Origin of the sequence: Variovorax sp. DXTD-1 (assembly GCF_003984625.1) — a bacterium.
GTDB lineage: Bacteria > Pseudomonadota > Gammaproteobacteria > Burkholderiales > Burkholderiaceae_C > Variovorax.
This window is the reverse complement of record NZ_RWKH01000004.1, coordinates 1-22,775: the sequence shown is the minus strand read 5'-3', so window position 1 is coordinate 22,775 and position 22,775 is coordinate 1. Positions and strand designations below refer to the sequence as shown.

The 22,775-nt window shown below is 66.6% G+C and carries 20 protein-coding genes; 5 read left to right on the top strand and 15 right to left on the bottom strand.

What is annotated here, in order from left to right:
- Nucleotides 1–6 precede the first annotated feature (6 nt).
- The 7 genes from EJI00_RS04820 to EJI00_RS04790 form a co-directional block, all read right to left on the bottom strand.
- Complete coding sequence (locus tag EJI00_RS04820; protein WP_126746339.1) at nucleotides 7–792, bottom strand: amino acid ABC transporter ATP-binding protein; 786 nt, start codon at nucleotides 790–792, stop codon at nucleotides 7–9.
- Complete coding sequence (locus EJI00_RS04815) at nucleotides 789–1,448, bottom strand: amino acid ABC transporter permease (RefSeq protein WP_126746338.1); 660 nt, start codon at nucleotides 1,446–1,448, stop codon at nucleotides 789–791. The genes EJI00_RS04820 and EJI00_RS04815 overlap by 4 nt, the downstream gene beginning before the upstream one ends.
- Nucleotides 1,449–1,464: 16 nt before the next feature.
- Nucleotides 1,465–2,130, bottom strand: a complete 666-nt coding sequence (locus EJI00_RS04810; RefSeq protein WP_126746337.1) for an amino acid ABC transporter permease — start codon at nucleotides 2,128–2,130, stop codon at nucleotides 1,465–1,467.
- Nucleotides 2,131–2,180: 50 nt separating this feature from the next.
- Nucleotides 2,181–3,218, bottom strand: a complete 1,038-nt coding sequence (locus EJI00_RS04805; protein ID WP_126746336.1) for an L-idonate 5-dehydrogenase — start codon at nucleotides 3,216–3,218, stop codon at nucleotides 2,181–2,183.
- Nucleotides 3,219–3,222: 4 nt separating this feature from the next.
- Nucleotides 3,223–4,077 carry a substrate-binding periplasmic protein gene (locus EJI00_RS04800; protein WP_126746335.1) on the bottom strand — a complete coding sequence of 285 codons (855 nt, stop codon included), beginning with the start codon at nucleotides 4,075–4,077 and terminating at the stop codon, nucleotides 3,223–3,225.
- A 41-nt stretch (nucleotides 4,078–4,118) separates the two neighbouring features.
- On the bottom strand, nucleotides 4,119–4,949 hold the full coding sequence (locus EJI00_RS04795; RefSeq protein ID WP_126746334.1) for a substrate-binding periplasmic protein: 831 nt from the start codon (nucleotides 4,947–4,949) through the stop codon (nucleotides 4,119–4,121).
- A gap of 66 nt (nucleotides 4,950–5,015) precedes the next feature.
- Nucleotides 5,016–5,753, bottom strand: coding sequence for a FadR/GntR family transcriptional regulator (locus EJI00_RS04790; protein ID WP_126746333.1), 738 nt, complete (start codon nucleotides 5,751–5,753; stop codon nucleotides 5,016–5,018).
- A 188-nt stretch (nucleotides 5,754–5,941) separates the two neighbouring features.
- On the opposite strand from EJI00_RS04790, the gene EJI00_RS04785 reads away from it, so the two are divergent.
- The 3 genes from EJI00_RS04785 to EJI00_RS04775 all read left to right on the top strand — a co-directional run bounded on the left by EJI00_RS04785 (nucleotide 5,942) and on the right by EJI00_RS04775 (nucleotide 10,504).
- Nucleotides 5,942–8,317 carry a Tex family protein gene (locus EJI00_RS04785; RefSeq protein ID WP_126746332.1) on the top strand — a complete coding sequence of 792 codons (2,376 nt, stop codon included), beginning with the start codon at nucleotides 5,942–5,944 and terminating at the stop codon, nucleotides 8,315–8,317.
- 40 nt (nucleotides 8,318–8,357) lie between these two features.
- Nucleotides 8,358–9,431 (top strand): phospholipase, encoded by a 1,074-nt coding sequence (locus tag EJI00_RS04780; protein ID WP_126746528.1) that lies wholly within the window; start codon nucleotides 8,358–8,360, stop codon nucleotides 9,429–9,431.
- A gap of 89 nt (nucleotides 9,432–9,520) precedes the next feature.
- A complete protein-coding gene (locus EJI00_RS04775; protein ID WP_126746331.1) occupies nucleotides 9,521–10,504 on the top strand; it encodes a tripartite tricarboxylate transporter substrate binding protein in 984 nt (327 codons plus the stop codon).
- 6 nt (nucleotides 10,505–10,510) lie between these two features.
- Here EJI00_RS04775 and EJI00_RS04770 read toward each other — a convergent pair whose 3' ends face one another.
- The 7 genes from EJI00_RS04770 to EJI00_RS04740 all read right to left on the bottom strand — a co-directional run bounded on the left by EJI00_RS04770 (nucleotide 10,511) and on the right by EJI00_RS04740 (nucleotide 19,770).
- Nucleotides 10,511–10,897 (bottom strand): DUF4150 domain-containing protein, encoded by a 387-nt coding sequence (locus EJI00_RS04770; protein ID WP_018904446.1) that lies wholly within the window; start codon nucleotides 10,895–10,897, stop codon nucleotides 10,511–10,513.
- A 17-nt stretch (nucleotides 10,898–10,914) separates the two neighbouring features.
- On the bottom strand, nucleotides 10,915–11,673 hold the full coding sequence (locus EJI00_RS04765; RefSeq protein ID WP_126746330.1) for a DUF3540 domain-containing protein: 759 nt from the start codon (nucleotides 11,671–11,673) through the stop codon (nucleotides 10,915–10,917).
- Nucleotides 11,670–12,782, bottom strand: coding sequence for a pentapeptide repeat-containing protein (locus EJI00_RS04760; protein ID WP_126746329.1), 1,113 nt, complete (start codon nucleotides 12,780–12,782; stop codon nucleotides 11,670–11,672). The genes EJI00_RS04765 and EJI00_RS04760 overlap by 4 nt, the downstream gene beginning before the upstream one ends.
- Nucleotides 12,779–15,427 carry a DUF2169 domain-containing protein gene (locus EJI00_RS04755; RefSeq protein WP_126746328.1) on the bottom strand — a complete coding sequence of 883 codons (2,649 nt, stop codon included), beginning with the start codon at nucleotides 15,425–15,427 and terminating at the stop codon, nucleotides 12,779–12,781. The genes EJI00_RS04760 and EJI00_RS04755 overlap by 4 nt, the downstream gene beginning before the upstream one ends.
- A gap of 7 nt (nucleotides 15,428–15,434) precedes the next feature.
- A complete protein-coding gene (locus tag EJI00_RS04750) occupies nucleotides 15,435–15,878 on the bottom strand; it encodes a hypothetical protein (protein WP_126746327.1) in 444 nt (147 codons plus the stop codon).
- 3 nt (nucleotides 15,879–15,881) lie between these two features.
- Complete coding sequence (locus EJI00_RS04745; RefSeq protein ID WP_126746326.1) at nucleotides 15,882–18,224, bottom strand: type VI secretion system Vgr family protein; 2,343 nt, start codon at nucleotides 18,222–18,224, stop codon at nucleotides 15,882–15,884.
- Nucleotides 18,225–18,633: 409 nt separating this feature from the next.
- Entirely contained in the window at nucleotides 18,634–19,770 is a 1,137-nt protein-coding gene (locus tag EJI00_RS04740) for an iron-containing alcohol dehydrogenase (RefSeq protein ID WP_126746325.1), read from the bottom strand.
- Nucleotides 19,771–19,838: 68 nt separating this feature from the next.
- Here EJI00_RS04740 and EJI00_RS04735 point away from each other — a divergent pair, with 68 nt between their 5' ends.
- Both EJI00_RS04735 and EJI00_RS04730 read left to right on the top strand, forming a co-directional pair.
- Complete coding sequence (locus EJI00_RS04735) at nucleotides 19,839–20,804, top strand: alpha/beta hydrolase (RefSeq protein WP_126746324.1); 966 nt, start codon at nucleotides 19,839–19,841, stop codon at nucleotides 20,802–20,804.
- Nucleotides 20,801–21,682 carry a YbgC/FadM family acyl-CoA thioesterase gene (locus EJI00_RS04730; protein WP_126746323.1) on the top strand — a complete coding sequence of 294 codons (882 nt, stop codon included), beginning with the start codon at nucleotides 20,801–20,803 and terminating at the stop codon, nucleotides 21,680–21,682. The genes EJI00_RS04735 and EJI00_RS04730 overlap by 4 nt, the downstream gene beginning before the upstream one ends.
- Here EJI00_RS04730 and EJI00_RS04725 read toward each other — a convergent pair.
- Nucleotides 21,676–22,623: a hypothetical protein gene (locus tag EJI00_RS04725; RefSeq protein WP_126746322.1), complete on the bottom strand. Its 948-nt coding sequence runs from the start codon at nucleotides 22,621–22,623 to the stop codon at nucleotides 21,676–21,678. The two genes, EJI00_RS04730 and EJI00_RS04725, sit on opposite strands and share 7 nt — an antisense overlap.
- Nucleotides 22,624–22,775 lie beyond the last annotated feature (152 nt).

The window sequence follows — 22,775 nt, the reverse complement described above, 5'->3', positions numbered from 1 at the left end:
CGTTCGTCAGCCGTTCCAGCCGAGGTGGCCGAGGAAGTCGCGCGTGCGTTCCACAATGGGGCGTTCGAAGATCTGCGCCGGTGGGCCCTGTTCGATGATGGCGCCGGACTCGAACACCACCACCCAGTCGGCCACGCGCCGCGCAAAACCCATTTCATGCGTGACCACGATCATGGTCATGCCCTCCTGCGCGAGCTTCTGCATCACGCTGAGCACTTCGCCCACGGTTTCGGGGTCGAGCGCGGAGGTGGGCTCGTCGAACAGCATCACTTCGGGTTCCATGGCCAGGGCGCGGGCGATTGCCACGCGCTGCTGCTGGCCGCCCGAGAGGTTGGCCGGGAAGCTGCCCGCCTTGGCCGACAGGCCGACCTTCTCGAGCAGCGCCATGGCACGTGCCTTGGCCTCGGACTCGCGCATGCCCAGCACGGTGATGGGGCCCATGGCCACGTTGTCGAGCGCCGACTTGTGCGGAAACAGCTCGAAGCTCTGGAACACCATGCCCATGCGCTGTCGCACCTTGCGCACCGCCGACTCCTGCACGGGCAGCGGCACGCCGTCGATCAGCACGCGCCCGCCGTTGATGGTTTCCAGCGCGTTGGTACAGCGCAGCAGGGTCGACTTGCCCGAGCCGGAAGGGCCGATCAGGCACATCACCTCGCCCTTGTGAACCTGCAGCGAGACGCCATTGAGCGCCACGAAGTCGCCATAGAGCTTGCGCACCTCTTCGTAGACCAGCACCGGCGGCTGGTCGGCGTTCTTGCGCGCAGGGGCGCGGGCGATGTCGTTGTTCATTCCTTGACTCCATATGTGCGGTGGATCCAGTCCACCAGCTTGGCTTGCGGGTAGCCCATCAGCCAGTAGAGGACGGCCATGGCGGTGAGCATTTCCAGCACGCGGAAGGTCTGCGCGCGGATCTGCATTGCCGAATAGGCCAGCTCACTCACCGCGATGACCGACACCAGCGAGGTGTCCTTGAAGAGCGAGACCCAGGTGCTCGCGATCACCGGCAGGATGCGGCGGCCCGCCTGCGGGATGACCACCTTGAACATGGCCTGGCGGCGCGACATGCCCATGGCGAGCGCCGCCTCCAGCTGCCCCTTGCGGATGGAGTTGATGCCGGCGCGGAAGGTCTCGGCGTTGTAGGCCGAGATGTTGAGCACCAGCGCCACCAGCGCGGTGACGAGCGGCGAGAGCTGGAACTCCACCGCCATCGGCATCACGTAGAAGACCCAGTAGATCACCAGGATCAGCGGCAGGTTGCGGAAGAACTCCACGAAGGCGAGCGAGGCGGACTGCAGCAGCTTGTTGGACGACAGCCGCATCAGCGCCAGCACGATGCCGCCCGGCACGGCCAGCAGCATGGTCAGCACCGTGAGTCCCACGGTGAGCGCCGCGCCTTCGAGCAAGGCGTGGCGGTGCGTCCAGATCACGGACCAGTCGAAAGTCATGGGATGGCCCTCTTCATCATGAACGTCCCAGGTGCGCGACCCGGTGGTACAGCCTGTCGATGCCGCGCGTGACCGGGAACAGGATCACGAAGTACGCCACCATCACCGCGGTGAACACTTCCACCGGCCGGTAGCTCTGGCCTGCGACGGTTTCGGCGCGGTGCATCAGCTCGGGCACGGCAATCACGGTGGCAATGGCGGTGTCCTTGATGGCGATGGTGAGGATCGAGCCGAAGGCCGGCAGCATGCGGATGGTGGCCTGCGGCAGCAGCACCTTGCGCAGCAGCTGCGCGCGCGACATGCCCAGCGCCAATGCGGCACGCGTCTGGCCCGGCCGGATCGATTCGATGCCCGCGCGGATCACCTCGGCCGCATAGGCTGCGATGTGCAGCGTCAGCGCGATCACCGCGGCCCAGAACGGCGCGAAGGTGAAGCCCACGAGCAGCGGGAACGCGAAGTACATCCACACCAGCACCACCAGCACCGGAATGGCACGCATCGAGTCGATGTAGAACACGAGCAGCGGGCGCAGCCAGCCGGGGCCGTACAGCCGCAGCAGCGCGATCGCCAGCCCCGCGAGGATGCTGGTGACCGCGCTGATGAGGCTGAGCGCGACCGTGACGCCCAGGCCGCTGGCGAAGAATCGCCAGTTGTCGGCAATCGGGGAAAAGTCGAATTCCATGAAAGCTCCGCGAGAGAGGGAAGGGCGGCGGGATCGGGCGACCCCTGCCGTCAGAACGTGACGAGCACCTTCATCGCGCGGTGCCGGTCCGCCGCCAGCGCGAAGGCCTCGTGCACGCGTGCCACCGGCACCGCCTCGGTCAGCAGGGGCGACACATCCAGCACGCCGCGGCTCAGGTAGTCCACCGCCCAGGCGTATTCGTCGACGAAGCGGAAGCTGCCGACGAGGTGCAGGCTCTTGACCATGATCTGGTTGAACGGGCAGCCTTCGCTATTGCCGCCGAGCGTGCCGACCTGCACGATGGTGCCGCGCGGGCGCGTCGACCGGATGCAGTTGGCCAGGCCGTCATAGTGGCCCGAGACCTCGAAGCTCGCATCGACCTGCCCCTTGTCCGCGGCCAGCGCCTGCAGCGCATCGGGCTGCGTGGCCGCGTTGATGGTGCGCGTCGCGCCGACACGGGTGCAGGCCGCGAGCGTTTCGTCCACGATGTCCACTGCAATCAACTGGCTTGCGCCCGCGAGCTTCGCGGCCATGAGTATCAGCGCGCCGATTGGCCCCGCGCCCACCACCATCACCGTCTTGCCGAGCAGTGAGCCGGCCTCCTGCACCGCATGCAGCGCCACGGCCAGCGGCTCGCCGAAGGCGGCCAGCTCGAACGACAGCGTGTCGGGCACGGCCAGGCACTGCGTGGCTTCGACCACCACCCGCTCGCGCATCGCGCCCTGCATGTGGGGCCAGCGGCTGGCGCTGCCGAAGAAGTGCACGTTCTCGCAGTGGTTGGAAGCGCCCGCGCGGCAGAAGCGGCAGACGCCGCAGGTGCGCGAGGGATTGAGGGCCACGCGGTCGCCCGGCTTCACCGAGCTCACCTGCGCGCCCACTTCGATGACCTGGCCCGAGGCCTCGTGCCCCGGCGTCAGCGGCGCGCGGATCACGAAGTCGCCGACGCGGCCGTGGCGGTAGTAGTGCAGGTCGGAGCCGCAGATGCCCACCGCCTTGACGGCCACGCGCACCTGGGTGGGCGCCAATGGTTCGGCCGGGCGTTCGGCAAGGCGCAGGTCGAGCGCGCCGTGGATTTCGCAGTTCAGCATGGCGTTACTTCAGGTTCTGCGTCATGCGGCGCTCTTCTTCGCTCAGCGCGGGCTGCATGCGCTGGGCCACGGCGCGCAGCCAGTCGAGGTACACCTGCTGGTCCTTCGCCACGCCCATGCCGGTCTGGATCTGGAAGATCTTGCTGTCCTGGCAGTCGTTCTCCTTGGGGAACACGGCCAGGCCCTTGACCTTCTTGCTGATGTTGGGCCACAGCATGCGGTTGAGCGGCGCCACGTCGGAGCGGCCGGCCATCACCTCTTCGATGGGCGCGACCGAACCGGAGTTGGCCACGCCGCGCAGCTTGGCCTTGGAGAACTGCTGGCGCACCAGCGGCTCCTCGCCCGCGCCTGAGAAATACGCCATGGTGATCTCGGGCTTGTTGAAGTCTTCCAGCGTGCGCGCGCTGGTGAACTTCGGGTTGTCGGCGCGGCCGAACATGCACACGCCGGTGCTCGAGAAGGTGACGAAGTCGATGATCTTGGCGCGCTCCGCGGTCTCGTTCAGCGGTCCGATCATGATGTCCATCTGGTTGGCCGTGAGCGCCGGCACCTTGGTCTCGTGGCTCACCGGCACGGGCTCCACCTTCACGCCCAGCAGCTTGGCAAACTCCTTGCCCAGCGTCCACGACGGGCCGGACCACGGCTCGCCGTCGCCCGCGGTGTTCTGCGCGAGCCAGGGCGGGTTGTTGACCACGCCCACACGCAGCACGCCGGCCTTGCGGATGGCGTCGAGGCGCGGGCTCGCGCCGGGCGGCGGCGGCGTCTGGGCCAGGGCGCCGAGGCAGGTGCCGGCCCAGGCGGCCGCGAGCGCTGCGCGGGCCAGCTTGCGGCCGAGGAAAGTGCGGAGGATGTGTGGCATGAAGGTCTCCGGTTTTTCTGTTGACTTGATGTGTGACTTGTTTATTTCAGTGCGCCGATGACGCGGGCCTCGTCGGCATCGAGCTGGGCCTTGCGGGCCTTGGCGACCTGCCGCAGCCATTCGAGGTAGGCGGGCTGGTTCTTGTCGACGGCCAGGCCGACCGGCGAGGCTTTCTCGGTGCTGCCCTGGCAGTTGTTTTCCTTCGGCAGCACCGCGAGGCCCTTCACCTTCTGCTGCAGCCCGACCCACGGCACGCTGTTGATCGGTGCCGCATCGGCGCGGCGCGCCATGATTTCTTCCACCGGGGCCGTGGCACCGGAACTGGCGACGGCACGCAGCTTGGCCTTGGGGAAGCGCTCCTTGACCCAGCCTTCCTCGGCGCCGCCGGTGAAGTAGGCGATCGTCACGTCGGGCCTGTTGAGGTCGTCGACCGAGGCTGCCTTTGCCAGCTTGGCGTTGTCGGCGCGGCCGAACATGCACACGCTGGTGGCGGAGTAGATGACGAAGTCGACCACCTTCAGCCGCTCGGGCGTTTCGCCCAGCGGGCTGATGGTCATGTCGACCTGGTTCGATGCCAGCACGGGCACCTTGGTCTCGTGCGACACGGGGACCGTGCTGAGCTTGACGCCGAGCACGCGGGCGTACTCCTTGGCCAGCAGCCAGGCCGGGCCGCTCCACGGTTCGCCGTTGCCGGTCGTGTTCTCGATCAGCCAGGGCGCGTTCTGCAGCACGCCGACGCGCAGTTCGCCGGCCTTGCGAATGGCATCGATGCGCGGGCTCGTGCCGGGCGCGGGCGGCTCTTGCGCGTGGGCAGCGCCGAAGCTGCCGGCAAGCAGCAATGCACCAAGGCAATGGGCGAGGTTGGGCTTCATGGTTGGTGTCTCCGTTTTTTTGAAAGGGTGAAGCGCGCCGGGACCACCGCGCGCGGGGCAGGGCGCCTAGCGCCAGCTCTGTGCGAATTCGCCGATGACGCGTTCCAGGTGCGCCCGCATGGCCAGCCGTGCGGCATCGGCGTCGCCCGTGACGATCGCCGCGAAGATGCGCTGATGGTCGTTCTGCGACTTCAGGCGCAGATCGGGCGAATGAAAGTGCTGCTCGATCTGGGTCCAGATCGGGCCCTTGGCTTGATCCCAGAGATTCGTCACCGTCTGCAGCAGCACGCTGTTGCCGGTGGATTCGGCAACGTGCAGGTGGTACATGCGGTCGGCCGCCTCGTTGGCTTCCTTGTCGTGCATCTGCTCGCGCATGGTGGCGAGCGCGCCGAACATTTTGTCCAGGTCGGCGTCCTTGCGCGTGGTGGCCGCAAGCGATGCGATTTCGGACTCGATCAGGCAGCGCGCGCGCAGCAACTCGAAGGGGCCTGCGCCGGTCTCCTGGGCCATGGGCAGCCGCGTCAGCGCGTCCTGCGCCTGGCAGATGTAAATGCCGGAGCCGCCGCGCACCTCAACCACGCCCTGAAGCTCCAGCGCAATGATGGCCTCGCGCACCGAAGTGCGGCTGACGTCGAAGCGCTCCGCCAGTGCTCTTTCGGATGGCAGCCTCTGGCCAACCAGAATTTCACCCTGTTTGACCAATTCATGGATATTGGCGGCCAGTCGCTGATACGGCTTTTCCATCGGAGGTCGGCCGATTTTCGACATCGTCGTGGAAGAAGGGTGAATGAGCTTGAGTGCCATGATGGTCAAAGTGGTTCGACCACATTTTGCATGGCATACCAATTCAACCCATAGTGGTTTTCCACTAGGGCAGGCGTTGTCGCAAGGTGCCAGGTGTCCAAGGAACGGCGCGCACCCTATGGCAAACTTCCCGGCTTTATTCGCAAGGCGTCCGAGCGGCGTCGCCAGTTCCAGGGATCCTCTCCGACATGCAAAAAATAATTCGCCAACTCGCCGCCGAGATCAAGGTAGGCGAGCACCAGGTGAAGGCGGCCATCGAACTGCTCGATGGCGGTGCCACGGTTCCGTTCATTGCCCGTTACCGCAAGGAGGTCACCGACGGCCTCGACGACATTCAGCTGCGCGAGCTCGAAGCGCGCCTGGCTTACCTGCGTGAGCTCGAAGACCGCCGCGCCGCGGTCATCAAGAGCATCGACGAGCAGGGCAAGCTCACGCCCGAGCTGCGCGCCGCCATCGAATTTGCGCCGACCAAGCAGGAGCTCGAAGACCTGTACCTGCCGTTCAAGCAGAAGCGCCGCACCAAGGGCCAGATTGCGCGCGAATTCGGCATCGAACCGCTGGCGGACAAGCTGCTGGCCGATCCGACCCTTGACCCCGCGGTAGAGGCCAAGGCCTTCCTGCAGCCCGCCACCACGCTGGACGACGGCAAGCCGGGCCCCGATTTTTCGACTGTGCCGGCCGTGCTCGACGGTGTGCGCGACATTCTTTCGGAGCGCTGGGCCGAAGATGCGGCGCTGGTGCAGGGCCTGCGCGAATGGCTGTGGGCCGAGGGCCTGCTCAAGTCCACCCTCATGGCAGGCAAGGACGAGAACAACGCCGACGTCGCCAAGTTTCGCGACTACTTCGACTACGACGAGCCGATCGGCCGCGTGCCTTCGCACCGCGCGCTGGCCGTGTTTCGCGGCCGCGCGCTCGACATCCTCGACGCCAAGCTGGTGCTGCCGGTGGAGCCCGAGCCGGGCAAGCCCAGCATCGCCGAAGGCCGGATCGCGCTGCACCTGGGCTGGAGCCACGCAGGCCGCCCGGCTGACGACCTGATCCGCAAGTGCGTGGCCTGGACCTGGCGCGTGAAGCTCGCGCTTTCGACCGAGCGCGACCTGTTCACCCGCTTGCGCGAAGACGCCGAGAAGGTCGCCATCAAGGTGTTTGCCGACAACCTGCGCGACCTGCTGCTGGCCGCTCCCGCCGGCCCGCGCGTGGTGATGGGCCTGGACCCGGGCATTCGCACCGGCGTGAAGGTGGCCGTGGTCGACGCCACCGGCAAGCTGGTTGAAACCGCCACCGTGTTTCCGCACGAGCCGCGCAAGGACTGGGAGGGCTCGCTGCACACGCTCGGCAAGCTCTGCGCCAAGCACGGCGTGAACCTGATCGCCATCGGCAACGGCACCGCGAGCCGCGAGACCGACAAGCTGGCCGCCGACCTCATCAAGCTGCTTGCCAAGATGGCCGCACAGGCCGGCGCACCCGAGATGAAGGTCGACAAGGTGGTGGTGAGCGAAGCCGGCGCGTCGGTGTATTCGGCCAGCGAATTCGCCTCGCAGGAAATGCCCGACGTGGACGTGAGCCTGCGCGGCGCCGCCAGCATTGCGCGCCGCCTGCAAGACCCGCTGGCCGAGCTCGTGAAGATCGACCCCAAGAGCATCGGCGTGGGCCAGTACCAGCACGACGTGAACCAGAGCGAACTGGCGCGCACGCTGCAGGCGGTGGTCGAAGACTGCGTGAACTCGGTGGGCGTGGACCTCAACACCGCGAGCGTGCCGCTGCTCAGCCGCGTGTCGGGCCTGTCGGCCAGTGTGGCCAAGGCGGTGGTGCGCTGGCGCGAATCGAATGGTGCGTTCTCCACGCGAAAGCAGCTGCTCGACGTGACCGGCTTCGGTCCCAAGGCGTTCGAGCAGAGCGCGGGCTTTCTGCGGATTCGCGACGGCGCCGACCCGCTGGACATTACCGGTGTGCACCCCGAGACCTACCCGGTGGTTGAACAGATCATCGTGAAGACCGGCAAGCCGATCGCCGAACTGATGGGCCGCGCCGAGATGCTCAAGACGCTCAAGCCCGAGCTGTTCGCCAACGAGAAGTTCGGCGTCATCACGGTGAAGGACATCCTCGGCGAACTCGAAAAGCCGGGCCGCGACCCGCGCCCCGACTTCAAGGTGGCGCGCTTCAACGACGGCGTGGATGACATTGCCGACCTGAAGGAAGGCATGATCCTCGAAGGCACCGTGAGCAACGTGGCCCAGTTCGGCGCCTTCATCGACCTGGGCGTGCACCAGGACGGCCTGGTGCACGTGAGCCAACTGAGCCACAAGTTCGTGAACGATGCGCGCGAAGTGGTGAAGACCGGCGACATCGTCAAGGTCAAAGTGATGGAGGTGGACGTGGCGCGCAAGCGCATCGGCCTCTCGATGAAGCTCGACGCGGCCCCCGCCCGCCGTGACGGCCCGCGCGACAACCGCTTCGAAGGCGCGGGACGCGGCCAGCAGCAGGGCTCGCGCCGCGACAGCGCGCCGCAGCCCGCGGGCCAGATGGCCAGCGCGTTTGCCAAGCTGCAGGGGCTGCGCAAGTAAACCGTGCCGCACGGTTCTTGCTGATGCCGCCGGCATGACGATGAAGGCACTGCGCATCTATGCCGGCCCCGCGGCCCGCAAGCACATCGAGGCGAACGGCCTGCGCCCGCAGGACGTGCGCACCATTCCCGGCGCCGCGGGCGGCCCCAAGGGGCTGATCCTCGGCCCGCTCGACCGCTTCATCTTCGGGCGCTGGCTTACGCAATCGAGCCAGCAGGTGCACCTGGTGGGCGCATCGATTGGGGCATGGCGGCTTTCGACGGCCTGCCTGTCCGATCCGCAGAAGGCCTTCGAGCGCTTTGAGCACGACTACGTGCGCCAGCAGTTCGAAGTGCCGCCGGGACAGAAGCGCCTCCGCCCCGACCAGCTGAGCGCGCGCTTTGCCGAGAGCCTGCACGACTTCTACGGCGGGCGCATCGGCGAGGTGCTCAACCACTCGCGCTACAAGCTCCATGTGGTGACCTCTCGCGGCCGCCACATCCTCGGGCGCGAGGGCAGGGCGCGCACGCCTTTCGGCTACCTGGGCGCCTTTGCCACAAACAGCCTGCACCGCAAGAGCCTGGGCGCATGGCTGGAGCGCTGCGTGTTTTCCACGCCCGGCGCGGCCCTGCCTTTCGGCACCAACGACTTTCGAACGCGGCAGCACGCGCTCAGCGAAGAGAACTTCAACATGGTGCTGCAGGCATCGTGCTCGATTCCGTTCCTGCTTGCCGCCGTGCACGACATTCCGGGCGCGCCGCGCGGCGCCTATTGGGACGGCGGCATCACCGACTATCACCTGCACCTGGACTACCAGCCGGCCGACGAAGGCATCGTGCTGTACCCGCATTTCCAGCAGGCCGTGGTGCCGGGCTGGCTCGACAAGGGCCTGCGCTGGCGGCACAAGTCCACGGGCTTCCTCGACCGCATGGTGGTGCTTGCGCCGGACGCCGACTGGGTGCGGTCGCTCCCCAACGGCAAGCTGCCCGACCGCAAGGATTTCATCCGTTTTGCGAACGACGCGCAGGCGCGTATCGGCGCCTGGAGCAGGGCCACGCGCGAGGCCCAGCGGCTGTCGGATGAGTTCGAGGCGTGGCTTTCAACCGGCCGCACGCAGGACCTGCTGCCGCTCTGAAAACGTATCGCCGGGGCAAACCCTGAGGCTGTGGGCGCGCAGCGCCTTCGAGAATGGGCCGTTCACTCTTTTCAGAGAAAGCCGCCCCCATGCAGCAGGCTCCGATTTCACGCCGCCGATTCACCCTTGCCGCCGCAGCAGCGGCAACCATCCCGATGCCGACGCTGGCCCAAGGCGCCTGGCCCAACAAACCGATCCGCATCATCGTGCCGTACACGCCGGGCGGCTTTACCGACCAGATGGCACGGCTGGTGCAGGTGGGCCTGCAGTTGCGGCTCGGCCAGCCGGTGCTCGTCGACAACAAGCCCGGTGCCAACAGCCTGATTGGCGTCGATGCCATTGCCAAGGCCGCGCCCGACGGCACCACCTTCGGCGTTGTCATTGCGGCCTACGCGGCCAACACTACGCTGTACCCCAAGCTGCCGTACGACCCGAAAAAGGACTTGAGCGGCGTTTCGTTGATGGGCGTGTCGCCGCTGCTGGCGGCGGTCAACGTCGATGCGCCGTTCAAGACCGCGCGCGAACTCATCGACTACGCGCGTGCCAACCCGGGCAAGGTGAGCTTCGGTTCTTCGGGCAACGGATCGGCCGCGCACCTGACTACCGAGCTGTGGAAGTCGCTCACGCAGACCTACATGATCCACATCCCATACCGCGGTGCGGTGCCCGCGCTCACGGATTTGATGGGCGGCCAGATCCAGCTGTTCTTCGATGCGCCCACGGGCCTTATCAACCAGGCCAAGGCGGGGAAGGTGCGGCTCATCGGCGTGGCCGGAGACAAGCGCCTGGCCGCCGCGCCCGATGTGCCCACCTTCATCGAACAAGGCTTTGCCGGCTTCACCGGCAGCACCTGGGCCGGCATGCTGGCGCCGGCCGGCACGCCGCGCGACATCATCAAGCGCATGTCGGAAGAGGTGGCGCGCGTCATCAAGAGCGACGAGACGCGCGCCAAGCTCGACGCCATGGGCACCATTCCGGCGGGCAGCACGCCGGAGGAGTTCGATGCTTTCATCACCGCCGAGACCGCCAAGTGGGCGAAAGTGATTCGCACCGCGGGCGTGAAGGCGGAATAAAAAGCCTCAGGCCGCCAGCACCAGCACCTTGAACTGGCTCGGCACGATCCGCATGCCCACGATGTTGCAGCGGTTCTGCACCGACAGGCTGGTCATGCGCGTGCAGGGCGTGCCCTTGAGCAGCACGGTGAACGCACCCGTGATGTGGCGCGAAGGCCCCATCACGGTCTGCGACACCACGCCCATCAGCACGCCCGCGTTGTCGCCGTTGGTGATGGGCGTGGTGGTGGCCAGGTTGTGGGCCGGCGTGCCGCCGTACAGGATGTTCCAGGCATTGGGAATGGCCGTAGGCCCGAGCGCGAAGTTCGGGTAAGGGATGGGCAGCGCCGGCGGCGTCTTGCAGACATCTGGAAATGCGAGGTCCATTCCCATCATCTGTGCGTTGGCAAACATGCGTAAGGCTCCTTCAATCAACCCATGTGGATCTGCTCGGCATCGACCTTGACCAGCCCCTTGCTGGTCAGCAGCGTGTTCTTCGAATGCAGGCGCAAGGTCTGCTCGGCCTGAATGTCGATCTGGCCGGCACGCACCTGTTCCATCTCCTCGGTCAGGCGGAAGCTCGAGCGGGTGAGCAGGTTGAGGCGATCCAGCACCACCTCGCAGGTGCGCCCGACGAAGCGCGACACCAGCACGCTGAAGCGGATGCGCGCGCCCTGGTAGTCCATCTCCCCGATCTCGCAATGGGCCCGCCGGGCCTGTGTGCGCCACTCGGGCGACTGCATGGCGATCGAGGTGTCCGACTCCAGCGCCATCGGGCCGGCGCTGTGCGCGCGGATGCCACCCGAGCGCGACACCAGCGTCAGGTCGCCGTCCACGGCCAGCGTCGCCTGCCGCGGGTCGGCCTGGACGACCACCGCGATGACGAAGCTGTCGCCCTGGCGGGTCGAGGTGATCAGCACCGTATCCCCCGGCGCGGGCAGCAGCAGGCAGCTGGCGACGCGCCGGCAGCGCAGCGACCCCTGGCCGTCGTCGAAGTCGACCTCGAACCAGGCATCGCCATCGCTGGCGATCACCGTGGCGGTTCGGGTGCCGGAGTCCGCGCGGGCCGCATGCGAAGGGCGCTGCATCAGCGGATCCAGCACGCCTTGCGTTGCATGGCGTGCAGTGGCAATCGTGTCGCCGGCGGTGGTCCGGGTGGTGTTCCGGGTGGTGTTCCGGGTGGAGGTCATGGGCTTTCTTTCTTGGGGCGGCGGCCATGGATGTCGCGGTCCCGGCGGGATGGGCGCTCGGGTTGCTGCAGCGCCACCTTCTCGGCTTCGTGCAGCGCAGGGTCCCGCTCCAGCGTACCCAGGCGGGTACTGAACCTGGCGCCGTCCAGGTCGGCGCGATGAAACACGGTGCGCAGGAAAGCGGCATCGCGGAAGTCGGCCTGGACCAGCGAGGCGTAGGAAAAATCGGCGTAGTCCAAGCGGCTGCCGGCGAATGCGGTCTGCCCGCAGTGCGCGCGATGGAAGACGCCTTGCTCGAGCTGCGCCTGCGAGAAGTCTGCGCCGTCGAGATGGGCGTCGACCCAGATGCTCTGCTGGAAGTGGCCGCCCCGCGCATCGACGCCGCGCAGGTCCGCCTCGGGAAACAGGCACTGCATGGCCTGCGCCCCTGCCAGCACCGCATTGCGCAGGTCGGCCCCCTTGAAGTTGCACTGCGTGAGGCGCGCATCGCGGAATCGGCACGCCGCCAGCACCGCGTCGATGAACTGGCAGAGGTGGAACTGCTGCCCGGAGAAGTCTTGCCCCGCAAGATCCGCCTCGCTGAAAATCGCGTTCGTGAAGCTGGCTCCGGCGTAGCGCGTGCCCGTCAGCGCTGCGCGAAAGAAGATGGTTGACGAGAAGGCCACCCCATTGAAGGACGCGCCCGTCAAGTCGCACTCGGAGAACACGGCTTTGTCGAGGCTGGCACGGTCCAGGCAGGCGTTGCGCAGCTCGCTTTGATGGAAGTTCGCCTGGTCCATGAAGGCTTCTTCCAGCCGAATGCCCCACAGCTTGCAGCCGCTGAACACCGAATGCGGCATGGAGGCCGCATCCAGCACCGCATCCTGCAGGCTGCACTCGTGGAAGGCGGCGCGCGTCAGCTCCGCCGCCGGCAACTGCGCCTGGCCGAAGCGGCATTTCTCGAAGAGGGATTCGCCCAGGCGCGCGGCATCGGCCTGAACGCCCCGGAAGCTGCAGCCGCTGAACACGCCGCCGCGCAGGTCGATGCCTCTCAGGTCCATGTTGCTGAAATCCTTCTCGCGGATCGGCTCGCCGTTGCGGACCTGGGCTGCCAGCGTCTCGGCGTTCACGCGCTGCCCGCCTCGGGGCGCCGCGGCAGTGTCTTCATCTGGTCGATGTGGGCGCCAAGGGTGATCGTGCCGGGGCTGATGAGAACCTGGGAGACATCGGCACGGAACAGGTTGGCCTCGCCCAGGTCGGCATCGACCAGGCAGGCCTTCTGAAGGTTGGCATTCATGAGATTGGCGAGCCGCAGGGAGGCGCGCGTGAAATCGGCGCGGATGAAGAGGCTGTCGGGCGCCGCCGCCGCGCGCAGGTCCGCGCCCTTGAGCGACGCGGAGGAGAAATCGCAGGTATCGAGCGTAGCCCGCCTGAAGTTCGCGCCATCGAGAGGCAGCTCGCGCAGGGTGCAATGCACCAGCGTGGCATCCTCGAAGTCGGCCTCGCGAAGATCCGTGGTGCCGACGAAGCTGGTGGTCTTGAGCAGGGCACGCCGGAACCGGATGCCCTTGTGCAGCGGAGTGTGGGCCCAGCTGCAGGCTTCGACGGTGGCGCCGGAAAAATCCACCGACTCGAATTCGGCCTGCACGAACAGCACCTTTTCCAGGCGTGCCTCGCCGAAGTCGCAGCGCGCCAGCCGGCAGTGTTCGGCCATGCTCACGTAGCGGAGGTCGGCGCGCCGCAGGCTGCAATCCGCAAGTTCGATCCCCTGCAGCAACAGATGGCTCCATCTCGCTTCGTCGAGACAGCAGCCGTCGAGGCGCAGCTTTTCCATTTGCGTGCGCTCGAAGCGGGCCTGCGCGAAGTTGGTGTTTTCGCAGCGTGCGAGGCTGAGGTTGGCACGCTCCAGGTTGCAGCCCGTCAACGAGGCCTGGCGCAGGTCGGCGCGCACCAGCACCGATTGGCTCAGGTCGGCGCCATCCAGGCGGGTGCCCTGGAGGCGGGCGCCTTCGAGCAAGGTCTGGTGCATGCGGGCGCCCCGCAGATCGAGGCCCGACAGGTCGCAGCCCGTCAGATCCATGGCGGACAGATCGCGGTCCGCGGCCATGGCGGCGAGCACGCGTTCGCGCGTCTGCGCATTCTGTTCGGCAGCCATCGGATCTGCAGCGGCCTGGTGGTGGGCCGCCATGCGGTACAGCGTCAGCATGTCCTGCCGCCCCCGCTGCCCGAGGGCCTGCAGCTCGGCGTGCTCGGCGGCGCTCATGGCCGGAGTGCCCGCGGCCGCGGCGATACCGGCCAGGCCCTTGACGATCGTCTCGGCCTCGAATTTCGGCGGGCCCTTGAGCTGCGCGTTCCGGCTTTCCTCGTCGGTGATCCGGCTGCTGTCGAAGCCCGCCTTGCGCGATTCGGTTGCGTTGTCTTGGGCCGCCTTCGCGACCTCCTGCCTGGCTTCCTCCAGCTTGCGTTGCTGTTCGCGCTGGTAGGCGCGTGTCTCGTCGATGAACTCGGGCAGTTCGGCCAGCGTGGGCATCTTGTCGAAAGGCTTCGGCAGGGGCCGTTCCCGGAAATGGCGCGCCTTGTGGCCGGCCTCCAGGCCGCGCGCCGTCAATTCGGCGCGCAGGCGCTCGCCCTTGTCCTTGATGTTCCTTGCGAGGATCGATTCGCGCGCGTCGATCTGGTCCAACCAGGGGCCGATGGCCGAGGCCGGCAGCAGTTCCTCGTCGAGCAGCGCATGGATGGCGCCTTTCTCCAGGTTGCAGCGGTTCTCGAAGACCTTCTCGTAGTGGGAGAGGGGGCGCAGCGGGCTGTCTGCCTCCTCCATCGCCGGCATGACATGCGTGATATCCGCGGCATCGTCCTCGGCGATGAGCGTCTCGCCGTGAAAGATCAGCATGACCTGCGCCATGTGCGGGAAGAACCACGCGGTGGTCAGCCGCAGCGGCACCTCTTCCAGCGCAAGGGGCCGCGCAGACTTTCTCGCCACGAAGCCGCGTGCGCGCAAGTCCGGAAGCCGTCCGCGCAGCACCGCATGCTCCGGGTGCATGTTCCAGATCTCGTAGGGCGCGGCTGCGGGAATGGACAGTTCGTCGTTCCAGCGTTGTTCCGGAGCCGCGGCGTTGAAGAACTGCCAGTCCATGTCGCGCGCAAAGCCGGGGTAAAGCGTCTCGCGCCACTGGTCGCCGTAGTCCGTTCCCAGCAGCTTCAGGCGTTCGGGCAGATCGACGTCCATCGCAGCCGGGCAGGCCGGGGCCGGCCTGCGGTCGGGGCGGTCCACGCCGTCGCCCGGGCGTTCGACGTTGGGAAGCCGCTGCACCAGCAGGCCATTGACCATCTCGGGTGCGTACCCGATGCCCGCGGGGTTGGCGGCAAAGCCGGGGCCACCGAACGCGTGTCGCCAGTCCAGGCGCATGGTGTCGAAAGACTGCGGCTCGGTGGCGCGGCCATCCAGCCAGTAGCGGTCGCCCGAAACGAGGAACTGGCGCCGCAAGGTGCCGACGCGCAGGTCGACCGCGCAGCGCGTCTTGTCCTGCTGGTGGCAGGTGTAGGCCTGGCCGCTCACCAGGAATTCGGGCCGCAGCTTGGGAATGCCGAGATCGATTGCGGACTGGTTTCCCAGTTCGGCAGAGACGGTCTTCCAGAGCTCCGTCTCCGGCAGCAGCACGCCCCCTTCGCCGAGGGTGTGCATGCCGATCACGGTGAGTGCGAGACGCTGGCTTTGCGCGCGCAGGAAGGGTCGAGTCAGGACGCTCAGGCGCAGGGGCTTGATGGTTTTCACGGCGGGATCAGCGCCTTGCGCCGCGGATCTCCAGCGGGGTGTGCCTGCGGTCGATGGCCAGCCGCGACGGGTCTTGCGGGTCCTGCAGCAGATGAATGGCGGGCCGGCCCGCGGAAAAATGGGCCAGCAGGTCCTTGTCGATGAGCGTGCGCAAGGTGGCTTGCTGCTCGATGCCGGCGGCATCGACGTAGGCGACGCCCAGCTGCACGGCCGTCATGCGCTGCCCGATGGGGCCGCGCCGGGAGTAGCCGCTGGGCGAGCGCACCAGGGAAACCGCGACGCCCTGCAGCGGACGCCCACTGGCCTGCAGCTGCTGCCACAGCCGGCCTTCCTCGGCATAGGCGCGATGGCTCATCAGCGCCACCGCGAGCACGATGGCGGCGAGCACGATCACGCCCAGGCTGACGATGCCGAACACTCCCCACAGCACGATCTCGAGCACGTTTTCCACGCTTCAGAGCAGGATTTTGAGCGCCTGGATGCCGGCGCGCAGACCGCCCGTCTTGATCTCCGTGCCCACGAGCTGGATGAGCGCACCGGCATCCCCCAGCGACATGGCCTTGTTCTTCCACTCCACGCCCACAGCCTCCAGCTTCACGCCGATGGCCTGCGCCTGCACGCCGATGGCCATCGAACGCACGGCCACCACGCCCAGCGAAATGCCCGACACGTCCATGTTCAAGCCGGTGCCGCCCAGGCGGAACCACCTCCAGTCGCTGCTCTTGGAGTAGTTGTTGGTGTAGGAGACGGAGTTGTTGGTGTAGTTGACCGTCAGGTTGTTGTAGGTGTTCGACGTCGTGTTGTAGACGCTGGTGTTGATGACGTGCTGCGTCGTGTTGTGGATGTGGTTCGTCGTGTTGAAGGTCACATCCGGCGAGGTGTGCACCGTCGGGCCGGTCACCGTGGTGTTCGAAGGGCCGTTGACCAGCACGGTGTTCGAGGTGTCGATGGTGTCGTTGCGCCCGCCGCTCACGAAGCGGATCTCCTGCCCATCGATGGTGCCGTGGAAGCCACCGGTGATCGCAAGGTTGACGCCGCCCGAGATCGTGTCGTTCAGCCCGCCGCTGAGCGTGCGCTTCTTGCCGCCCGAAATCGTTTGGGTAACGCCGCCGCTGACCGTTTCGCTGAAGCCGCCAGTCACGTCGCGCATGTCGCCGCCGGTAATGGTTTCTTTCGCGCCCGCGGTAATGTCGCGCGTTTCGCCGCTCTTGTAGGTGGCCGATTCATGGCCCTTGATGAGCGTGGTGCGCGTGCCGTCTGTGGTGTGCGTTTCGTCGGCTTCCACCTCCACGTCGAGGTTGCGCTCGGCGTGCAGCAGGATCTGCTCGGCGCCGCTGCGGTCTTCGAAGCGAAGCATGTTGGCCTGGTTGGCCGCACCGCCCGTGCTCGAGCGCGTGAGAATGCCGCTGGCCGTGGCGTTTGCGGGCAACTCCCACGGCGGCATCTGGTCGTTGTTGTAGACGCGGCCGGTGATGATGGGGCGGTCGGGCTCGCCGCCGATGAAATCTACGATCACTTCCTGGCCCACGCGCGGCATGTGCATGGTGCCGTAGTTGGCGCCGGCCCAGTTGCTCGACACCCGCACCCAGCAGGAGCTGTTTTCGTCCGACTGGCCGTAGCGGTCCCAGCGGAACTGCAGCTTCACGCGGCCGAAGCGGTCGGTCCAGATTTCTTCCGGGCCGACCACCGTGGCGGTTTGCGGGCCGTTGGTGCGTGGCTTGGGTGTCTTGCGCGCGGGACGGTAGGGCACGTTCGAGGGCAGCACCGTGAAGTCGAACTGGCACACCGACTCTGTGTTGGTGCCAGTGGAGTATTCGGGCTCTTGCAGGTCGTAGCGGGTTTCGGTGACCAGGTATTCGCGGTTGTCCGACTCGCGCGGGCAGTGCGTCATCTCGAACAGGTAACCCGGCGCCATGCCGACCACGTTGGTGTGGCCCGCAGCAAGCTCGTGTGCGCACTGCAGTTCCTGCAACCGAATCTTCGCGTAGGTGTCGCCTTGCTGGTGCTCGCTGTAGCCGCCCAACCATTCATAGACTTCATAGGTCGAATGGTCGTGGCCCTTGGGATCTTGACGCACGCTTTGCAGCGAGGCGCGCGATTTCTTGAAGTCGAAGTCGTCGAGCATCACGCGGCCGGAGGTAATTTGCTCGGCCACGCGCCACTGGTCGATGCAGGGCTCCATCGCATGAAGCACACGGTCGCGCGGGCGGTATGGAATGGTGGCGTAGCCCGGAAGCTTGCGGTAGCCGCCGGTGTCGTCGGCCAGCACCAGCAGGTGCGAACTGCTGGTGTGCTCGAAATGGTAGGCAATGCCTTCGTGCTCCATGAGGCGGCTCACGAAAGCGAAATCGCTCTCCTGGTATTGCACGCAGTATTCCCAGGGACGATAGCTGCCCGTCAGGCGCTTTTCGAATTCGAAGCCGTACTTTCCCAGCACTTCGTCGAGCACCTCGGGCACGCTCTTGTTCTGGAAAATGCGGCAGTCGGTGGTGCGCGTGAGGTACCAGAGCCAGGGCTGCACCAGCGCACGGTACACATAGTGGCGGCCGGTTTCGTTGGCGCGGCCCACGAGTTCGAAACGCACCACGGTGCCGTTGAGAAAGCGCGGTGCGCCGCCGTCGGTCACCTCGATGGTCAAGGAGGTACCGAGCAGCTTCTTCAGGTCGAGGTTGAAGCTTGGGCTGACCATGTCGACCTCGAACTCGAACAACTGCGACAGTGCTTCCCGGCCCCGCATCGCGCGAAACTTGAGCTGCTCGGCGTTCAGTACGGTGTGAACCTGGACGGTGCGCGTCATTCGGAATTTCCCTGACCCTTGGGGCTTCTGCGGATGCAAGCCTTCGGGTTCCAGTCTAGAAATTCCTTATGTCATATACATGACGTGCAAGGGGAAGCCTTTGATTCGGGGCGAGTGCAAAGGCCACCGGGTGCTCCCCTCCGCGAATGTCCCCCGCCTTCGGCTCCTCCTTTATTTCGCTGCGGGGAGCACCCGATGCCCTGTGCACTGGGACACGCTGCTGGTGTATCGCTGATCAACGACTGTTCTTTGCAAGGCACCCGCTGGCGGGGTGCCTTGCGCAGCGAAATAAAGGAGGAGGCCGCAGGCCGGGGGACATTCGCGGAGCAAGGTACCCCGTCGGCGGGTGCGCGCCCTGAACAACAACGCCCCCGAAACACCCCCCAACGTGCCCCGAAAAAAGACAGCCCTACATCGAAGTTTCGAGCATCGCCTTGTAGTCGCCCCGCGTAGCCAGCCGCGGATTCGTCTTGTGGCAATGGTCGGCCATGGCGCCGTCGATGATCTTTTCGAACAGGTCGGGCGTCACGCCCACTTCAGCCAGGCCCTTGGGCATGCCGAGGCGCGCATTCATGTCGCGGATCGCGTCGCCGAGATCACCGGCCGAATCGAGGTGCATGGCCTGCGCCATGCGCTGCAGTCGCTGCTCTTTCTGCACCGACTCGGCACCTGCATTGAAGTGAATTACCGCGGGCAGGAAGAGGGCGTTGAGCGTGCCGTGGTGCAGGCGCGGATCGACACCGCCCAGGCTGTGGCTCAGCGAATGCACGCAACCCAGGCCTTTCTGGAAAGCCATCGCGCCTTGCATCGATGCGCTCATCAGGTTCAGGCGCGCTTCGCGGTCGCTGCCGTCTTTTGTGGCGCGCTCTATGTGCAGCCACGCGCGCTCCAGTCCGTCCAGCCCGATGCCGTCGGCGGGCGGATTGAAGGCCGCCGACATGAACGTTTCCATGCAGTGCGCAATGGCATCCATGCCCGTAGCGGCCGTGAGCCGGGGTGGCAGGCCGAGCGTGAGCTCGGGGTCGCAAATGGCCGCTTTCGGCATGAGGAACCAGCTGTGAAAGCCCAGCTTGCGGTGGTCGTCCACGATGACGATGGCGCCGCGCGCCACCTCGCTGCCGGTGCCGCTGGTGGTGGGCACCGCAATGATCGGCACCACGCGCTCGGTGATCTTCGGTGAGCCGCCTTCGATGGTGGCGTAGGTCTTGAGCGGGCCTTCGTGCGTGGCCGCAATGGCGACGCCCTTGGCGCAGTCGATGGCGGAGCCGCCGCCCACTGCAATGAGTCCGTCGCACCGTGCGCTGCGATACAGCTCGACCGCCGCGCGAACGGCCGCCTCGGTCGGGTTGGAAGGCGTCTGGTCGAACACTGCCACCTCTAGATCGTCCACGGCGTCGAGCGCCTTCTGCAGCACGCCGGCGGCGCGCACGCCCGCATCGGTCACGATCAGCGGGCGGGTGATGCCTATGCGCGCGCATTCGCTGGACAGCAGCTTGATGGCGCCGAACTCGAACTGGATCTGGGTGAGGTATTGGATGAGGGCCATGGGCGTTGATGCTTGGGGCGGTACGATTGACGACCATTCGAATCTAACAAGAGCAAACAGTCTTGCACATGAACAAAACCCTTGCCGCTGTCGCGTCGGGCACATTGCTGACGGCCAAGATGGCGAGCGTGGTCGAGCGCATGGCCCGGGCGGGCCATCCGAGCCTGGACCAGCTCACGCCCGACGAGGCCAAGGCTTCCTACGAGAAGGGCGCCGGCGTGCTCGAGGTGCCCAAGCCGGACCTCACGCGCATCGAAGACTTCAGCATTACCGCCCGCGACGGCTTCGAGATTCCGGCCCGGCTCTACGCGCCGTCGTCGGCCAGGCTGCCGGTGCTGGTGTACTTTCATGGCGGCGGCTTCACCGTCGGCAACATCCGCACGCACGACACGCTCTGCCGCGTGCTCAGCCTGAAGAGCGGCTGCGCGGTGGTGTCGGTCGACTACCGGCTAGCGCCCGCGCACAAGTTTCCGACCGCCTCCGATGACGCCTGGGACGCATTCGCCTTTGTTGCGAAAGAAGGCGCGCGCCTCGGCCTCGACACCAACCGTCTTGCGGTGGGCGGCGACAGCGCCGGCGGCACGCTGGCCGCGGTGTGCGCCATTCTTGCGCGCGACGCGGGCCTGCCGCTCGCGCTGCAGATGCTGATCTACCCCGGCACCACCGGCCACCAGGACACCCCTTCGCACCAGCTGTACGCCAACGGGCCGCTGCTGACCAAGGCGCTGATCGACTACTTCTTCGGCCAGTACGTGCGCACGCCGGCCGACCGCGACGACTGGCGCTTTGCGCCGCTGCTGGCGGACGATGTCGAAGGCGTGGCGCCGGCTTGGATCGGGCTGGCCGAATGCGACCCGGTGGTGGACGAAGGCATTGCCTATGCCGACAAGCTGCGTGCCGCGGGCGTGGCGGTCGATCTCGAAATCTATCGCGGCGTGATCCACGAATTTCTGAAAATGGGCCGCGCCATTCCTGAAGCGCTGCAGGCGCAAAACGATGCGGCGCGCGCACTCAAAGAAGCACTGAAGCCATGAGCCAAGAAACCGAACCCCAGAGAAAAGACTTCCGTTTCTTCCACCGCCTGCGCGTGCGCTGGGCCGAGGTCGACATGCAGAAGATCGTGTTCAACGCGCACTACCTGATGTATTTCGACACCGCCATTGCCGACTACTGGCGCGCGCTTGCTCTGCCTTATGAAGAGGCGATGCATGCGCTGGGCGGCGATCTGTATGTGCGCAAGGCGACGGTCGATTTTCAGGCCTCCGCCCGCATGGACGACGTGATCGATGTGGGCATGAAATGCGCGCGCATCGGCAATTCGTCCATGGTGTTCCAAGGCGCGCTGTTCCGGCAAGACCAGTACCTGGTGGGCTGCGAACTGGTCTATGTGTTTGCAGACCCGGCCACGCAGACCTCCAAGCCGGTGCCGGCCCTATTGCGCGAAATTCTCACGGGCTTCGAGGCCGGCGAGCCGATGCGCACCGTGGAAACGGGCGACTGGAAAACCCTTGGCGAAGGGGCAAGTGCGTTGCGGCGCGCAGTCTTCATCGAGGAGCAGAACATTCCCAAGGAACTGGAGTGGGACGAGCACGATGCGGTGGTGCTGCATGCGGTGGCGCGCAACCGGCTCGGCCAGGTGATAGCGACCGGCCGGCTGCTCGATGCCGTCGACGGCACGGCGATGCTCGGGCGCATGGCCGTGCACCGCGCGCTGCGCAGCGGCGGACACGGCGCCGCGGTGATGCAGGCGCTCGAGGAGGCCGCCAGGGCGCGCGGCGATCGCGAGATCGGCCTGCACGCCCAGCGCAGCGCGGAGCGCTTCTATGCGCGGCTGGGCTACACCGTGCATGGCGAGCCCTTCGAGGAAGCCGGCATCCCGCACATCGAGATGCGGCGCACGCTCAATCAATAGCGGGCCGGCGGGTCGGGCACATAGCCCATCTCCGAATCCAGGAAGGCGGACGGGCCTTCATGACGGGGCCAGCGCGGCGGAGCCGGCGGCACCGGAATCACGCCCGAGGCGATGAGGTTCTCGCGGCTGTCGTAGCGGATGCGAACCATCTCGTCGGGCGTGGACTGCGCGCGCTCGAAGGTGGTGTGGCCCACATGCGATGTCTCTCGCCGGCCGTGGCCGGTGCCCAGGCTTGGGCTGGGCGGCGATTGCCGGGCCAGCCCGCCCTTGGCCGATGCGGCAGATTCCGCGCCCAAGGCGCTGTCGGCGGAGCGGGACTGTGCCGCAGGCGCGGGTGGCGCGGCCTCCGCAACGGCGGCTGGCGCCTCGCTGCGGCGCTCCATCTCGCGGTTGCTGCCGAAGCCGTCACGTTGCGGCAGCACGATGGGCGGCGCAGACTGTGCAGGCGGGGTAGGCACCCGCTCGCGGAACAGCGCGACGCCGATCACCCCCACGTCGGCCGGCCGGCCGGTGCGGCTCGCGTACGAATTGCCGATCGACGTGAATTCGAAGGCCGCAATCTGCGAATCGCTCTTGCGCCAGCCGGTGATGTCGCTGCGCTCGCCGCCTGAAAAAACGTAGCCGTTCTGCAGCACGCCCGCGGTTTCGCCGGTGACGACGTTCACGCCATCCACCGACATCACCGCCATGACGCGTTCACCCATCGCATTGCGTGCACGAATCGCGTAACGCGCGCCGGGTCGGCCAGCCACCCAGTATTCACCGCGGTAGCGGTAGATGGGCAACTCGCGGCCCGTGGCGCGATCGACCACGCTCACCTGCATGAGCGAGCCGAGGCGGTCGTACGTCAAAGGCGGCGAGGGCGGCCGTATCGGGCTTTCGGCGCAGGCCGAGAGGGCGGCCAATGCGAGGGCTGTCGAGAAGATGAGTCTGCGCGTCATGGTGGTCTTCCTTGCCGGGAGTGGATCGGTAGGGCTTCTACGGGGCAGCACCGAAGGCAGGGTTAAACGCGCGCAAAAAAATAGCGCCGCCTCTTTCGGGGCAGCGCCGGGCGTCCGTTTTCAGGACGCTGGGGTTGGCGGCAAGGCCTAGA